This window comes from Mesorhizobium sp. LCM 4576 (assembly GCF_001854815.1).
Taxonomy (GTDB): domain Bacteria; phylum Pseudomonadota; class Alphaproteobacteria; order Rhizobiales; family Rhizobiaceae; genus Mesorhizobium; species Mesorhizobium plurifarium.
In genome coordinates this window covers 255,642-271,316 of sequence record NZ_MDDT01000057.1, presented here as the reverse complement: position 1 = coordinate 271,316, position 15,675 = coordinate 255,642, and the positions used below count along the sequence as shown (strand labels likewise).

Genomic DNA, 15,675 nt, shown 5'->3' with positions numbered 1-15,675 from the left:
AACCGCTCCACACTTTTCGGCATCATGCTCTAAGCCATTCAGGCCCCTCTCCAACGTTTCCGGATTGCCATGCCCCAGCCAGATCTTGTCATTTTCGATTGCGACGGCGTACTCGTCGATTCCGAGATCGTCGCCGCGCGCGTCGAGGCCGAGCTTCTGACATCGGCCGGATTCGAAATATCGGCGGAGGAGATTTTCGAGACCTATGCGGGGCTGACGTTCAAGGACATCATGCTGCGGCTCGAGGAGAAGTCCGAGATCCCGTTCCAGGCCTCGCTGATCGACCGCGCCGAGGAACTGGTCGACCGCAAGCTGCGCGCAGACGTGCGCATCATCGACGGCGCCCGCGAGGCGGTCGCCGCCGTCACGGCACCGCGCGCCGTCTGTTCCAACTCGCGCACCGAGCGGGTCGAATTCATGCTGGAGAAGGTGCGGCTGCTGCCGTTCTTCGCCGGTCGCATCTTTTCGGGACTGGACATTCCCAGCAAGAAGACCAAGCCGGCGCCGGACGTGTTCCTCTACGCCGCCGAAAAGCTCGGCGCCAACCCGAAGAACACCTTCGTCATCGAGGACTCTGTCCATGGCATCGCCGGCGCCAGGGCGGCGGGCATGCGGGTGATCGGCTTCACCGGCGCGGGTCATAGCTATCCGGGCCACGCCGATGCGTTGACCGAGGCCGGCGCCGCGACGGTCATCCGCCGCTGGGCGGAATTGAGCAGCACGATCGCGGCACTGTCGGAGTGGTCGGAAGACGCCTAGGGCTCGTTCGAACCCTGACCTTGCTCAGTTCGTCGCCGGAGCGCGCTTCTTCCGCTTGCCCTTCGACTTGTCCCCGGTGGCGGYCGGCGTGTTCTCGTCATAGCCGGCATAGGCCTGGTAGTCGCGCGCGGTCGGCTCCGGCACCACGACATTGTTGTCGACGAAGGCGAACTGAGTAGCGGCCGAGGGGTCGGTGACCTGCACCTGATACGGATGCAATTGAGAATAAAGCACCTCGTCGCCATGCTGGACCGCGATGCGGATCGGCATGGTGACGGTGCCGGGCGCGAACATCGGGCCTGGCACGATCTTGCCCGCCACGGCGATCTTCATCGACATCTGACCGTTGGCATGGGTGCAATCGCGCGTCACATCGGTGATCGAGGCCTGGTAGATGATCTTCGACGGGTCGTGATCGGGATCGATCGGCTGGCCGTTGGGGCCGGTCTGGGCGGCCGCGGCGGCTGCCTCGGCCTCGGCCTGCGCCGCCGGATCAAGCTTCTTTTTCTTGGGCTTCGCCGTTGCGCCCTTGGCATAGGTGTTGAAATAGGCGGTGCCGTCGCGCAACGTCACTTTAGGGCAATAGGCGCGCAACTGGCTGGCAAGGATCTTGGGATCCTGCGGCGGCGGCGGCGCGGTCGGATCGCTCTTCTTGCCGAAACCGAGGTTCAGAATACCATTGTCGCTCGATTGGCAGCCGGCGGCGGCAAGCATAAAGCCGGTGAGCGCCAGACCCGCGACAAAACGACGGTTGACCGAATAAAACGCCATGAAACTGCACTTCCCTCTCACAAAGCCGGTGACGTATAGCAACCGCGCGGCAAAAATGCGACTGAGCCGGCTCGGAAAATTAACCAATTGCCGTGGATGACGCGACCGGCAGCAATGGGCCTTTGACGATGCAATATGTGAGTACCCGCGGGGAAGCGCCCGCGCTTGGATTTTCAAACGCGGTGCTGGCCGGCCTGGCGCGCGACGGCGGGCTTTACGTGCCCCGCGAATGGCCGCAGTTTTCCGCCGCCGACATCCGTGCCATGCGCGGGCTTGCCTATCCGGACCTCGCCATCCGCGTCTTGACGCCATTCCTTGGCGGCGAGATCGCGGCGCCCGTCTTCGAACGGCTGGTGCGCGAAGCCTATGCGACGTTCCGGCATGAGGCCGTCTGCCCGCTGGTGCAGACCGGGAAAAACACCTTCATTCTCGAATTGTTTCACGGCCCGACGCTGGCCTTCAAGGACGTGGCGATGCAGTTGCTGGCGCGGCTGATGGACCACGTGCTTGCCGAACGGGGCCAGCGCGCCACCATCGTCGGCGCCACCTCCGGCGACACCGGCGGCGCGGCAATCGACGCCTTCGCCGGGCGCGACCGCACCGACATCTTCATCCTTTTCCCCAACGGCAAGGTCTCGCCGGTGCAGCAGCGCCAGATGACGACATCTTCGGYCGCCAACGTCCATGCGCTGTCGGTCGAGGGTAATTTCGACGACTGCCAGGGCCTGGTGAAGGACATGTTCAACGACCATGCCTTTCGCGACCGGGTGTCGCTGTCGGGCGTCAACTCGATCAACTGGGCCCGCATCATGGCCCAGATCGTCTATTATTTCTCCTCGGCGTTGTCGCTCGGCGCGCCCGACCGACCGGTCTCCTTCACGGTGCCGACCGGCAATTTCGGCGATATCTTCGCCGGTTACGCCGCCAAACGCATGGGGCTGCCGATCGAGCGGCTGATCATCGCCACCAACGACAACGACATCCTGGCGCGCACGCTTGCAACGGGCGAATACCGCACCAAGGGCGTGTTCGCCACGACCTCGCCGTCGATGGACATCCAGGTGTCGTCGAATTTCGAGCGCCTGCTGTTCGAGGCCGCGGGGCGCAATGCCGAGACGGTCAGACGCTACATGAACGGACTGAAGCAGTCCGGCGCCTTCRCCATCGAAGCCGGCGAGATGGCACGCATCCGCAGCGAATTCGACGCCGGCCGCGCCACTGTCGAGGAGGTCGCCGCCACCATCCGCGCGACGCTGGAGAAAAGCAGCTACCTGCTCGACCCGCACACCGCCGCCGCCGTTCATGTCGCCACCGTCCGTGCCTCCGGCCCGGTGCCCATGGTGGTGCTTGGCACCGCGCATCCGGCGAAATTCCCGGCGGCGGTGGAGGCGGCGAGCGGCATCGTCCCTGCCCTGCCCGCCTGGCTAGGCGGCTTGATGACAGCCGACGAAAAATACWCGATACTTCCATCCGACTTGAAAATGGTGGAAGATTACGTGAGCCGCCACTCGCGGGCGGCGCGTTAGGGAGTACTTGCCATATGGGTGTTGAGGTAAGCCGTCTGTCGAACGGCCTGACAGTCGCCACCGAAACCCTTCCAAGCATCGAATCGGTTGCCCTTGGGGCCTGGGTCAAGTCAGGCGCTCGCAACGAGCGTGACGAAGAGCATGGCATGGCCCATCTGCTCGAGCACATGGCGTTCAAGGGCACCAAGCGCCGCAGCGCCTTCGAGATCGCCTCGGAAATCGAGAATGTCGGCGGCGAGATCAACGCCGCCACCAGCGTCGAGACGACATCCTACTATGCCAGGGTGCTTTCCGACGACGTGCCGCTGGCGGTCGATATCCTGGCCGACATCCTGCAGCAATCCGAATTCGATCCCGAAGAGCTGGAGCGCGAGCAGCATGTGATCCTGCAGGAGATCGGCGCCGCGCACGACACGCCCGACGACATCGTCTTCGACCGCTTCACCGAAACGGCCTTCCGCCATCAGACCATCGGCCRCTCGATCCTGGGCACGCCGGAGACGGTCAAATCCTTCACCTCCAAGCAGCTGCACGGCTTCATYGAGCGGCAATACGACGCCGAGCGGATGGTGATCGTAGCGGCCGGCGACGTCAAACACGACAACTTCGTGCGCGAGGTCGAGAAGCAGCTCGGCGGCTTCCGCGCCAAGGCGGCGGGCAATATCCCGCAATACGCGCAATATGTCGGCGGCGATTTCCGCGAGGACCGCGACCTTATGGACGCGCAGATCGTGCTCGGCTTCGAGGGCCGCGCCTACCATGTGCGCGATTTCTACGCCTCGCAGGTGCTGTCGATGATCCTCGGCGGCGGTATGTCGTCGAGGCTGTTCCAGGAGGTGCGCGAGAAGCGCGGCCTCTGCTATTCGGTCTATGCCTTCCACTGGGGTTTTTCCGACACCGGCATCTTCGGCGTGCACGCCGCGACAGGGCAAAGCGACATCGCCAAGCTGGTGCCGGTGATCATCGACGAATTGCAGAAGGCCGGCGAGAGCATCCAGCAGGAAGAGCTCGACCGCGCCCGCGCGCAATATCGCGCCGGCCTCATCATGTCGGCCGAAAGCCCGGCCAGCCGCGCCTCGCAGATCGCCAGGCAGTTGCTTCTGTTCGGACGGCCGATCGCCAAGGAGGAATTGATGGAGCGGCTTTCGGCACTGACCGTCGACCGGCTGACCGACCTCTCCTCGCGGCTGTTCTCGACCAAGCCGACGCTCACCGCGGTCGGCCCCGTGGGCACGCTTGCGCCCTACGAGGCGATCCTCGAATCGCTTGCGGGCCCGCAGACGACGGCCCGCCGGCTCGCCGTTTGACCCTAAGCAGGTTCCGCAAAAGTGCCCCACGGTTTTGCGATCAGAACCTGCGAGCAACCAGGGAATCTAGGCGGATATTCGTGGGGCATCCCACGAATATCCGCTTAGAACCAGCGCCGTGTTCGCGCTCCCTTTCTTTCGCCGCGACCTGCCGGCACTGAGAGGCGAAAAAGTCACGCTGCGCGTGCCCTTGACCAATGACTACCGCGAATGGGCGGCAGTGCGCGGCGAAAGCCGCGCCTTCCTCGAGCCCTGGGAGCCGCGCTGGCAGCCGGACGAGCTCGACCGCACCGCCTGGCGGTTGCGCATCAGCCGCTACCGCGAGGATTACGCGCAGGGCACGGCCATCGCCTTCTTCATCTTCGAAAAATCGAGCGGCAAGCTCGCCGGCGGCATCACGCTCGGCAACATCCGCCACGGCGTCGCGCAGAGCGGCCATATCGGCTACTGGATCGGCGAACGCTTCGGCGGACGCGGACTGATGACCGAGGCRGTCAAGCTGGTGTCGCGCTTCGCCTTCGATACGCTCAGGTTGCACCGGATCGAAGCTGCCTGTATCCCCGAAAACGCCCGGTCGATCCGCGTGCTTGAAAAAGCCGGATTCCGGCGCGAAGGACTGCTGCGATCCTATCTGAGAATCAACGGCATCTGGCAGGATCACTACCTCTACGCCCGGATCGCGGACGATCCGCCGAGCGACGGAACGAAGGGCTGAATGTGACGAATTCTCCGCGATTAGCGTCGCTGTTCGCCCTCATCATGACGGTCGTCGTCACGCTTTTTTCGGCGATGCCGGCTTTCGCCGTCGAGCCGATCAAGATCGCGCGTGACGACAAGGCGCTGGACCTCTCCGGCGCCGTGGAGATCTACCGGAACCAGGGTGAGAATTTCCAGGTTTCGACCGCGCCCGGCCCCGACGGCATCGTGCGGCGCATCGAGGTGGAGGCCAATGACGCGCGCTCCAGCGGCGACTGGGCCGTCTTCGCGCTCGCCAACACCACCGACCAGCAGCTCGACCGGCTGATCGTCGCCCCGCATTTCCGCCTGGTGAATTCCGGCATCTTCTGGCCCGACCTCGGCTCGACGCGCATCGCCGCGATCACGCCCAGCGAAGGCTTCGCGCTCGACMGCCAGACAAGCCCCGACGCCGACGTGTTCCGGGTGACGCTGAACCCCGGAACGGTGGTGACCTTCATCGCCGAGCTCGCCTCGCCGAAGCTGCCGCAGGTCTATCTCTGGGAGCCGGATTCCTACAAGGATTCGGTCAATTCCTACACGCTGTTCCGCGGCATCGTGATTGGCATTTCGGGGCTTCTGGCGCTGTTCCTGACGATTCTTTTCGTGGTCAAGGGAACCTCGATGTTTCCGGCGACAGCGGCGCTCGCCTGGGCCGTGCTCGCCTATATCTGCGTCGACTTCGGCTTTCTCAACAAGATCATCGAGATCTCGCCCGGCAACGAACAGATATGGCGGGCCGGCACTGAGGTGGCGCTTGCCGGAACCTTCGTGGTGTTCCTGTTCGCCYATCTCAACCTCAACCGTTGGCATGGCCATTTCAGCTATGGCGCCCTGGTCTGGATTCTCGGACTGCTCTTGATCGCGGGGGTGGCCATCGTCGATCCGGCGGTCGCCGCCGGCATCGCGCGCATCTCGTTCGCCGCCACCGCGCTCACCGGCCTCGGCCTCATCATCTTCCTCGGGATTCGTGGTTATGATCGCGCGATCATGCTGGTTCCGAGCTGGGTCATGGTGCTCCTATGGCTATGCGGCTCGTGGATGGCGATCACCGGYATGCTGGACAACGACATCGCCCAGCCGGCTCTGGGCGGCGGGCTGATCCTCATCATCCTGCTCATCGGCTTCACCGTCATGCAGCATGCGTTTGCCGGCGGCGCGCTGCATCAGGGCCTGTTCTCCGACCTCGAGCGCCAGGCGCTCGCCGTCGCGGGCTCGGGCGACATCGTCTGGGACTGGGACGTGCTGCGTGACCGCGTGGTGACCAAGCCGGACATTAGCCTGCAGCTCGGCCTTGCGCCGAACAGCCTCGGCGGTGCTGCCCGCAACTGGCTGCCGGCGCTGCATGCCGACGACCGCGACACGTTCCGCACCACGCTCGACGTGGTGCTGGAGCACCGGCGCGGCAAGGTGGCGCAGAACTTCCGCCTGCGCGGCGCCGACGGCCACTATCACTGGTTCTCGCTGCGCGCCCGCCCGGTGATCGGGTCCGACGGCGAGGTGATCCGCTGCGTCGGCACCATGGTCGACGTGACCGAGCAGAAGAAATCCGAGGAAAGGCTGCTGCACGACGCCGTGCACGATAATTTGACCGGCCTCCCGAACCGCGAATTGTTCATRAACCGGCTGGAGGCGATCATCTCGATCGCCCGCACCGAGGACAAGGTGYGCCCGACGGTCTTCATCATCGACATCGACCGCTTCAAGCAGGTCAATGACGGTCTCGGCATTTCCGCCGGCGACACCATCCTTCTCACCGTCGCGCGCCGGCTGCACCGGCTCCTGAAGCCGAAGGATTCGCTGTCGCGCTTCGCCGGCGACCAGTTCGCCTTGATGCTGCTTTCGGAGCAGGACCCGGCCCGCATCGCGGCCATCGCCGACGCCATCAAGCACGCGATCAACAATCCGATCACCTTCGCCAAGCGCGAGATCGTGCTGACCGCCTCGATCGGCCTGATCACCTGGACGACGGCGCAAACCTCGGCCGAAGACATGGTCAAGGACGCCGAGCTTGCCATGCACCAGGCCAAGCGCTTCGGCGGCGACAGGATCGAGCCATTCCGGCCCGCCTTCCGCACCGTCGGCACCGACCGGCTGCAATTCGAATCCGACCTTCGCCGCGCCATCGAGCGGCGTGAGTTCACGCTTGCCTATCAGCCGATCGTGCGGCTGGAGGACGGCAGCGTCGCCGGCTTCGAGGCGCTGCTTCGCTGGGACCATCYCAGGCGCGGCATGATCCCGCCGGGGGACTTCATCCCGGTGGCCGAGAATTGCGGGCTGATCGTGCAGCTCGGGCTGTTCGCCATGCAGCAGGCGGCCGAGGATCTGGCTGCGTGGCAAAAGCAGATCGGCGACGCGCCGCTGTCGGTCTCGGTCAACCTCTCCAGCCGTCAGCTCATCCGCCGCGACCTGGTCAGYGACGTCCGGTCGGTCATCGCGCGAGCCAATCTGAAACCGCGCTGCTTCCGGCTAGAGCTCACCGAATCCCTGGTGATGGACAATCCCGAGCAGACCGCGCATGTGCTGACCAAGCTKAAGCAGCTCGGCATCGGCCTGTCACTCGACGATTTCGGCACCGGCTATTCCTCGCTCTCTTATCTGACGCGCTTCCCCTTCGACACGATCAAGATCGACAAGAGTTTTGTTGACGACGCGACGCCCAAGCGCGCCGTGTTGCTCAAATCCATGGTCAACATGGCGCATGAGCTGGGGCTTTCGGTCGTGGCGGAAGGCATTTCGGACGAGAGCGACGCGCTGGAGCTGCGCCAGATGGGCTGCGAATATGTCCAGAGCTTCATGTTCGGCGCGCCGATGCCCGGCGACCAGGTGCTGAAGACGCTGAGGGAGCAGTACCCGCTGACGCAGGCTTAGAGGCCTGTCGCTTCGGCGATTGCGCYTCTCAGTTCGTCATCCTGGGGCGGAGCAAGGAGCGCAGCGACGCGGCGCAGACCCTAGGATGACGACGTCGCGGGCGTTCGCGCCAAATCGCGAGCGTCAAGCATGCCCCGCAGCCGCGCTCAAATGAGCAAGGTCGATGCCGATCGAAGCCAAGATACGGTCGTATTTGCGCTCGATATCGGCGTCGAACAGAAGTTCCTGCGTGGCCGGACAGGTGAGCCAGCCGTTCTCGGCGATCTCCGTCTCGAGCTGGCCGGCGCCCCAGCCGGAATAGCCGAGCGCCATCAGCGCATGGCGCGGGCCGCGGCCGGTGGAGATGGCGCGCAATATGTCGACGGTTGCCGTCAGGCAGATGTCGTCGGAGACGGTGAGCGAGGATTCCACGCGATAGTCGCCCGAATGCAGCACGAAGCCACGGCTGCGATCAACCGGCCCGCCATTGYGCACGACGAAATCGCGCGTATGCGCCGGCAGGCGGATCGCTTCCTGCTCGTTCATGATGCCGAGCTGCACCAGCAGGTCCGGAAACAGCATCTGCTGCGTCTGGTTGATGATCAGCCCCATCGCGCCTTCGTCGCTGTGGGCGCAGACGTAGATGACGGAGCGCGCGAAACGGTCGTCCTTCATGCCAGGCATGGCAATCAGGAACTGGTCGTCGAGGAAGCCGCGTCCGGCGGCCGCCTTCTTGTGGCGCAGCAAGTCCATGGCTTGAGCGTAACGCGTTTCGGCAGCGCCGAAAAGATGGTGACGGTCCCCTATGTCACGCAAATATGATACCGGGAGGCTGACGAAGTCATTGCGCGGCCAAGAACGGACGGTCAAATCACCGCATGAGATACATGAAAATACTGGTTCTCGGCGTCGTTTTGGGGTGGGCTGCAAGCCTCCCGGCCGAGGCCTCTTCCTCGGACTGGTACAATTCGGAAGGCGGCAAGGTTCGGCTGGTAACCACCGGCAGGCCCGACCAGGCCGGCAAGATCCACGSTGTGCTCGACATCGCGTTGAAGCCCGGCTGGAAGACCTATTGGCGCGATCCGGGCGATGCCGGCGTGCCGCCGCAGCTCGACATATCCGGCAGCACCAACATCGCAGACGCGCAACTGTCGTTCCCGCCGCCTCAGCGGCATGACGACGGCTACGGCAAATGGGCCGGCTACGATCGTCCGGTCTCGCTGCCGGTGACCTTCACGCTGTCTTCGCCCGGCCAACCGGCGACCATCGACGCCCATGTCTTCCTCGGCATCTGCGAGACGATCTRCATTCCGGTGCAGACCCGGCTCAGCGTCGACCCCGRCTCCGATCCGGATAACGCGACCGACGCCGCACTGGTGAAGACCGCGCTGGCGACGCTGCCTTCCCCGGCCCGGCCCGATTTCGGCATCAACGTGCTGCCCGGCGACCATGAAACCCTTGTCGTCCAGGCGCAGTCGCCCGGCGATCCGGCATCCGTCGATTTCTTCATCGCCGGGGAACGCGACTATATGTTCGGCGCGCCGGTGCGCAGCCAGAAGGACGGCAAGCTCGTCTTCACCGTGCCGATCCTCGACCGGCCGTCGGCGACGCCGACCGATGGCGGGCTGTACTACACGCTGACCAGCGCCGAGGGTTCGGTGGACGGGTTGCTGCCTTTCCCTTGATCCAGCATGTGGTCAAGGTTGCGGGAAAGCGTCCGGTCCGTTATCGAAGGCGCTGGTCCTTCCCATCTCCCGTAAACGAGGCTCCCCATGACCATTTCGGTTGGCGAAAAACTGCCCGACGTGACCTTCAAAACGATGACCGCCGATGGCGCGAAGGATATAAGCGGCAAAGAAATCTTCGCTGGCAAGAAGGTGGTGTTGTTCGGTGTTCCCGGCGCCTTCACGCCGACCTGCAGCAACAACCATTTGCCGGGCTATCTGGAAAACCACGACGCCATCCTCGCGCGTGGCGTCGACACGATCGCCGTCGTCTCGGTCAACGACGTGCATGTCATGGGCGCCTGGGCGCGCTTCTCCGGCGGCGAAGGCAAGATCCTCTATCTCGCCGATGGCAGCGGTGATTTCGCCAAGGCCGTGGGGCTCGACAACGATCTTTCCGCGGCCGGCATGGGCCTGCGCTCCAAGCGCTTTTCGATGATCGTCGACGACGGCAAGGTCGTGGCGCTCAATGTCGAGACCAAGCCTGGCGTCAACGAAAGCGGCGCCGCCAAGATCCTCGAGCAGCTCTAGATCAGGATGACGTTTCGTTGACCCGCCATCCCGATCTGACTTTTTGTTGGAGCATGATCTTGTCCGAAAACCGGTTCCCACTTTTCGGGATCATACTCTGATGCTGGACATCCTCTGGCGCGCGGTGGCGATCGGCATCGGCGCCACGGTGTTCATGGATATCTGGGCGATCATCCTCAACAAAGCGATCGGCCAGCCCTTGCCCAATTGGGGCATGGTCGGACGCTGGGTCCGGCATCTGCCGGAGCGGGTTTTTCACGACGATATCGGCAAGGCAGCGCCCTATGCGCATGAAAAGGCGCTGGGTTGGGCCTTCCACTATCTGGTCGGCATCCTCTACGGCGTCATCCTTGTCGTGCTCGCCGGCGCGGGCTGGCTGGCGGCGCCGACCTTCCTGCCGGCCTTCATCCTCGGCATCGTCACGGTCGGGGCCGGCTGGTTCCTGCTGGCGCCTGGCATGGGCGCAGGCTGGGCGGCATCCAGGCTGCCCAATCCGATGAAGGTGCGCGCACTGAACCTGGTGGCGCATACGGTGTTCGCGCTCGGCATGTTCTCGACGGCRCTGCTGATCCGCTGAAGCGGCAAARGGGGCAGCTCCCGTTCAGGAGCTAACAGCTCCTCGGCGCCGCTTCCGCCAACTTCCTCCGAGCCTCTTTTCGGAGGGCGTGAAAATCCAAAGGCCCCGGTCTCCCGCTCGCCTTGCCCTCATCCCAGAGTCGCCGCAGCCGGCGCACGTCTTCTTGCTTCAGTTCGCGCGTACCTGACCAATCTGCCAACGGTGAGCGCATCTCAATAGCTCTGCGTAGAGCGCCGGGGTGCGCGTTTGCCTGTTGGAGCGGCTTTCTGTGGCGCAGCCGCAGCCGCCGCAGGCCTTGCCAGCTTCGGCTTGAACGGCGCCATGCCTTGCCGGGCCAGCTCGTCGGCGCGCTCGTTCTCCGGGTGGCCGGCGTGGCCCTTGACCCAGTACCAGGTCACCTTGTGGCGCCGGTTGGCCTCGTCGAGCGCCTGCCAGAGCTCGCCATTCTTGACCGGCTTCCTGTCGCCGGTCTTCCAGCCGTTCTTCTTCCAGCCATGGATCCATTTGGAGATGCCGTCCATGACGTATTTGCTGTCGGTGTAGAGGTCGACCGTGCAAGGTTCCTTCAGCGCGTTGAGCGCGGTGATGGCGGCGAGCAGCTCCATGCGATTGTTGGTGGTCTCCGCCTCGCCGCCGGACAGTTCCTTGGTGACGCCGTTGTAGCGCAGCACCGCGCCCCAGCCGCCCGGCCCGGGATTGCCCGAGCAGGCGCCGTCGGTGAAGATCTCGATCTTTTTGTTCATGTCAGCCCATATTCGGATGGCGACTTGATGGCGCGGTGGAAGCGCATGCGGCGGATATACTCGGTCGGGTCGCGCTTCATCACTAGCCCGCCATCCGGAACGGTCAGCCAGTCATAGAGCCTTGTCAGCATGAAGCGCAGCGCCGAGCCGCGCGCCAGCATAGGCAGCGCCGCCTTCTCGTCACCCTGAAGCGGCCGCACCGACTGATAGCCGGAAAGCAGCGCGGCCCCCTTCGTGAGATTGAAGGAAAAATCCTTCTCGAAGCACCAGGCGTTGAGGCAGGTGGCGACATCGTAAGCGTAGAGATCGTCACAGGCGAAATAAAAGTCGATCAGCCCGGACAGTTTCTCGCCGAGGAAGAAGACATTGTCCGGGAACAGATCGGCGTGGATGATGCCTTGCGGCAGGCCGGTCGGCCAGTTGCGTTCGAAATCGGTAAAGTCGGCATCGACCTCGGCCGCCAAGCCCGGCTCGACCTCGTCGGCGCGCTCGCGCGATGCCGCCCAGAGCTTGCGCCAGCCGTCGATCGCCAGCGCATTCGGCCTTCTCATCTGAAAATCCTGACCGGCAAGATGGAGCCCGGCGAGCGCCTTGCCCACTTCCGCGCAATGCGCGGCGGTCGGGCGCCTGAGCGACAGGCCCTCGAGGAAGGTGATGATAACCGCAGGCCGGCCGGCCAGCGTGCCGATGACGGTGCCGTCATGCGCGGTGACCGGCAGCGGACAGGAAATGCCCTTCCTGGCGAGGTGGCCCATCAGGCCGAGAAAGAACGGCAGGTCGGCCTTGTCGACGCGCTTTTCGTAGAGCGTCAGGATATAGGAGCCGGTCGAGGCGTGGACCAGGAAGTTGGAATTCTCGGTGCCTTCGGCGATGCCCTTGTAGGAGAGCAGCTCACCCACCGGATAGGCTTTGAGGAACGCAGTCAGCTCGCCTTCGTTGACGTCGGTGTAGACGGCCATGCGGTTCACGCCGCTCCGTTGACGAAGGCCATGTCGGCCGCCGTCAGTTCGACATCGCGCAGCACCCGCATCACCGGAAAATCCTCCGTTTCCGTGGCCGTGATAGCCAGATCGATGGTGACGTCGAAACGCTGCCGGAATGCGTCGATGATCTCATCGACGATGATTTCCGGCGCCGAGGCGCCGGCCGACAGGCCGAGTGTCCTGATCCCGGCGATCTCATCCCACGGAATTTCGGCGGCGCGCTGCACGAGAAGCGACATCGCAGCACCCGCACGCTCCGCCACTTCGACAAGACGACGCGAATTGGACGAATTGGGAGCGCCGACGATGAGGAAAAGATCAGCGCCCGCCGCGGTCTCCTTCACCGCTTCCTGGCGGTTGGTGGTGGCGTAGCAGATCGATTCGGCCGCGGCCGCGTGCAATTCGGGAAACCGCTCCTGCAGCGCCCGGATGATGCCGGCGGTGTCCTCGACCGACAAGGTCGTCTGGGTGACGAAGCCCAGCGCCGAAGCGTCGACGGGCACGAAGCGCGCGGCGTCGGCCTCGGTCTCGATCAGCGTTACGGCGCCTTCCGGCAACTGGCCCATCGTGCCGATCACCTCCGGGTRCCCGGCATGGCCGATCAAAAGCACATGACGACCGAGCCGCTGGTGGCGCATCGCCTGCTTGTGCACCTTGGAGACGAGCGGACAGGTGGCGTCGAGGTAGAAGAGATTGCGCGCCTCGGCATCCGCCGGCACCGATTTCGGCACGCCATGCGCGGAAAAGACCACCGGCGACTGCCGATGCTCCGGCGGAATCTCGGAGAGTTCCTCGATGAAGACGGCGCCGAGGCTCTGCAGCCCTTCGACGACATAGCGGTTGTGCACGATCTCATGGCGGACATAGACCGGCGCGCCGTATTTCTTCAGCGCCAGCACGACGATCTGTATGGCACGGTCGACGCCGGCGCAGAAGCCGCGTGGTTGGCAGAGCCTGATCGTCAGCGGTGGCTTTTTCTCGGTCATGAATGCGAAGCCGGTTCAGTCGGAATCCTGTGGCGAAATGAGGTGCGCACCCCTGCCCTGTCAAGAGCGACCCAGCCTCAGCCTTCTTTCGCCGGGCGGCGCAGCCTCAGGATCAGCACGGCTGCAAGGGCGGCGGCCAGCCCGTACCAGGTGACGGCATATTGCAGGTGGTTGTTCGGCAGGTCGATGATGGTGACGCCACCGACCGGCAGGCCGCCGGGATTCGGCGTCTTGTCGGCATCRATGAAGAACGGCACCAGCACGAAACCGGCAGGCAGACCGGCGGTCGCCGCCATGACGYCACGGTCCTTCCAGTAGAAGATGTTCTTGGCAACATCATTGTCGGGAAGCATCATCGACGGTTTTCCCGGCAGCGGATTGCGGGCAAGCCCGGTCACCGTCACCTTRCCGGCTACTTCGCCTTTCGGCCGCTTGGCGGGGTCCTTGAGCTCGTAGGGAACAAAGCCGCGGTTGACGAGCACGAAGCGGCCGTCCTCGAGTTGCAAGGGCGTGTAGACGTTGAAACCRCTGTCGCCTTGCCAGGTGGAAARGAAATGCCGCTCGCCCTGGTGAAGGAAAGTGCCGGTCACCGTCACCGGCGTGTAATCGACGTCATGGGAAGCGGCGAACTCCCTCTCTATGTCGGCCAGCGRCAACGGCTCGGAATGCGTGCGCTTGTCGATGGTCGCGAGCAGGTCTTCCTTCCAGTGCAGGCGCTGGACCTGCCAGGTGCCGAGCCCGATCAGGACGGCGAACAGGACAAGGCCGAGACCGATGAGCAACGCCGAGYGCGACCGCGAACGGCCGGCCACCGAGCCTGTCGTCCCATTCATTCGTGGGATTCCAGCCTGCCTTCGGAGGCCTTCTTCGAATATTGCAAGGTGATCAGCACACCCTTGATGAGGCGCAGCGCCGTCAGGCAGAGCACCAGCGCCAGGGGTATCCACAGGATGAAGTGCAGCCAGAGCGGGGGGCTGAACGTCACCTCCATCCACAATGCCAGGCCGACGACGACGAAGCCGATGATCAGGATGACGAACACCGCCGGTCCATCGCCAGCATCGGCGAAGGAATAGTCGAGCCCGCAATTGTAGCAGCGCTTGCCGACGGTGAGGAAACCGGAGAACAGCTTGCCTTCGCCGCAGCGCGGGCAGCGGCCATGCAGCCCGGCCGAGATCGGATCGATGGGGGGCCAGATCGCCTTATCTTCACTCATGTCCGCACCGTAGACCCTTTCGCCCCAAAAGATAAGGCGGCCACGTCGCCGCAGCCGCCCTTTGGATGCCCGAAAACCGTCGRCTCAATGGCCTTCGATCAGTGCGCCGTTCGAGGCCCAGACATAGATGGCGCTGAACAGGAACAGCCAGACCACGTCGACGAAGTGCCAGTACCAGGCGGCTGCCTCGAAGCCGAAATGCTGCTTCGGCGTGAAGTCGCCGCGCATCRCACGCACCAGGCAGACCAGCAGGAAGATGGTACCGATGATGACATGGAAGCCGTGGAAGCCAGTCGCCATGAAGAAGGTAGCGCCGTAGATCGAATCCCTGAAGCCGAAGGGAGCGTGCATGTACTCGTAGGCCTGCACCATGGTGAACAGCATGCCGAGACCGACGGTCAGCACCAGGCCATTGATCAGGCCCTTGCGGTCGCCATGCAGCAGCGCGTGGTGCGCCCAGGTCACCGTCGTGCCCGACAGAAGCAGGATGATGGTGTTGTAGAGCGGCAGGTGGAAGGGATCGAGGACTTCGAGCCCCTTCGGCGGCCAGACGCCGCCGGTGAAGGCGGTGCGGGCGTATTGCGCGGCTTCGCCCGGGAACAGGCTGGCGTCGAAGAAGGCCCAGAACCAGGCGACGAAGAACATCACCTCGGAGGCGATGAACATGATCATGCCGTAGCGCAGATGCAGCGACACGACGCGCGTGTGGTGCCCCTCATGCGCTTCCTTGATGGTGTCCGACCACCAGGCGAACATCGTGTAGAGCACGATGATCATGCCGATGAAGAACAGCCACGGATTAGCGATGTTGTGGCCAAAGACCGGGAAGTTGCCGCCCTTCAGATATTGCATCAGGCAGACGCCGCCGACGGCGGTGACCAGCGCGCCGACCGAACCCAGGAAGGGCCAGGGGCTCGGGTTGACGAGATGGTAGTCGTGGTGTGGTTTTGCGTGCGCGTCTGCCATA

General features: G+C 64.1%; 16 protein-coding genes. 8 read left to right on the top strand and 8 right to left on the bottom strand.

Annotated elements, in window-relative coordinates; genetic code table 11:
• Nucleotides 1-69 precede the first annotated feature (69 nt).
• Nucleotides 70-759: an HAD family phosphatase gene (locus LCM4576_RS27085; protein ID WP_071035529.1), complete on the top strand. Its 690-nt coding sequence runs from the start codon at nt 70-72 to the stop codon at nt 757-759.
• Nucleotides 760-783: 24 nt separating this feature from the next.
• Here the strand turns inward: LCM4576_RS27085 and LCM4576_RS27080 are convergent, their stop codons facing one another.
• Nucleotides 784-1,530, bottom strand: a complete 747-nt coding sequence (locus tag LCM4576_RS27080) for a hypothetical protein (protein ID WP_071035528.1) — start codon at nt 1,528-1,530, stop codon at nt 784-786.
• A gap of 128 nt (nt 1,531-1,658) precedes the next feature.
• On the opposite strand from LCM4576_RS27080, the gene thrC reads away from it, so the two are divergent.
• The 4 genes from thrC to LCM4576_RS27060 all read left to right on the top strand — a co-directional run bounded on the left by thrC (nt 1,659) and on the right by LCM4576_RS27060 (nt 7,969).
• Nucleotides 1,659-3,056 carry a threonine synthase gene (gene thrC, locus LCM4576_RS27075; RefSeq protein WP_071035889.1) on the top strand — a complete coding sequence of 466 codons (1,398 nt, stop codon included), beginning with the start codon at nt 1,659-1,661 and terminating at the stop codon, nt 3,054-3,056.
• 14 nt (nt 3,057-3,070) lie between these two features.
• Complete coding sequence (locus tag LCM4576_RS27070) at nt 3,071-4,363, top strand: pitrilysin family protein (protein ID WP_071035527.1); 1,293 nt, start codon at nt 3,071-3,073, stop codon at nt 4,361-4,363.
• Nucleotides 4,364-4,481: 118 nt separating this feature from the next.
• Nucleotides 4,482-5,078, top strand: coding sequence for a GNAT family N-acetyltransferase (locus LCM4576_RS27065; protein ID WP_040991155.1), 597 nt, complete (start codon nt 4,482-4,484; stop codon nt 5,076-5,078).
• Nucleotides 5,079-5,122: 44 nt separating this feature from the next.
• Nucleotides 5,123-7,969: an EAL domain-containing protein gene (locus LCM4576_RS27060; RefSeq protein WP_116398019.1), complete on the top strand. Its 2,847-nt coding sequence runs from the start codon at nt 5,123-5,125 to the stop codon at nt 7,967-7,969.
• A 123-nt stretch (nt 7,970-8,092) separates the two neighbouring features.
• Here the strand turns inward: LCM4576_RS27060 and LCM4576_RS27055 are convergent, their stop codons facing one another.
• The gene (locus LCM4576_RS27055; protein WP_071035525.1) at nt 8,093-8,701 is read right to left on the bottom strand and encodes a YqgE/AlgH family protein; all 609 of its coding nucleotides are present in this window, start codon (nt 8,699-8,701) and stop codon (nt 8,093-8,095) included.
• Nucleotides 8,702-8,826: 125 nt separating this feature from the next.
• Between LCM4576_RS27055 and LCM4576_RS27050 the strand changes: the two genes are divergently transcribed.
• From LCM4576_RS27050 to LCM4576_RS27040, 3 genes are all read left to right on the top strand, one after another.
• Nucleotides 8,827-9,633: a protein-disulfide reductase DsbD domain-containing protein gene (locus LCM4576_RS27050; RefSeq protein ID WP_071035524.1), complete on the top strand. Its 807-nt coding sequence runs from the start codon at nt 8,827-8,829 to the stop codon at nt 9,631-9,633.
• An 87-nt stretch (nt 9,634-9,720) separates the two neighbouring features.
• Nucleotides 9,721-10,203, top strand: a complete 483-nt coding sequence (locus tag LCM4576_RS27045; protein ID WP_041005157.1) for a peroxiredoxin — start codon at nt 9,721-9,723, stop codon at nt 10,201-10,203.
• A gap of 100 nt (nt 10,204-10,303) precedes the next feature.
• Nucleotides 10,304-10,780, top strand: a complete 477-nt coding sequence (locus LCM4576_RS27040; RefSeq protein WP_041005155.1) for a DUF2938 domain-containing protein — start codon at nt 10,304-10,306, stop codon at nt 10,778-10,780.
• 212 nt (nt 10,781-10,992) lie between these two features.
• Here the strand turns inward: LCM4576_RS27040 and rnhA are convergent, their stop codons facing one another.
• The 6 genes from rnhA to LCM4576_RS27010 all read right to left on the bottom strand — a co-directional run bounded on the left by rnhA (nt 10,993) and on the right by LCM4576_RS27010 (nt 15,674).
• The gene (gene rnhA, locus LCM4576_RS27035) at nt 10,993-11,523 is read right to left on the bottom strand and encodes a ribonuclease HI (RefSeq protein WP_071035523.1); all 531 of its coding nucleotides are present in this window, start codon (nt 11,521-11,523) and stop codon (nt 10,993-10,995) included.
• Entirely contained in the window at nt 11,520-12,482 is a 963-nt protein-coding gene (locus LCM4576_RS27030; protein ID WP_071035522.1) for a homoserine kinase, read from the bottom strand. Before LCM4576_RS27030 ends, rnhA begins: the two co-directional genes overlap by 4 nt.
• 5 nt (nt 12,483-12,487) lie before the next feature.
• A complete protein-coding gene (ispH, locus tag LCM4576_RS27025; RefSeq protein ID WP_071035521.1) occupies nt 12,488-13,492 on the bottom strand; it encodes a 4-hydroxy-3-methylbut-2-enyl diphosphate reductase in 1,005 nt (334 codons plus the stop codon).
• A gap of 77 nt (nt 13,493-13,569) precedes the next feature.
• A complete protein-coding gene (locus LCM4576_RS27020) occupies nt 13,570-14,325 on the bottom strand; it encodes an SURF1 family protein (protein ID WP_071035520.1) in 756 nt (251 codons plus the stop codon).
• A complete protein-coding gene (locus tag LCM4576_RS27015) occupies nt 14,322-14,708 on the bottom strand; it encodes a DUF983 domain-containing protein (protein ID WP_071035519.1) in 387 nt (128 codons plus the stop codon). Before LCM4576_RS27015 ends, LCM4576_RS27020 begins: the two co-directional genes overlap by 4 nt.
• Nucleotides 14,709-14,792: 84 nt before the next feature.
• Nucleotides 14,793-15,674 (bottom strand): cytochrome c oxidase subunit 3, encoded by an 882-nt coding sequence (locus LCM4576_RS27010; RefSeq protein ID WP_071035518.1) that lies wholly within the window; start codon nt 15,672-15,674, stop codon nt 14,793-14,795.
• Nucleotide 15,675 lies beyond the last annotated feature (1 nt).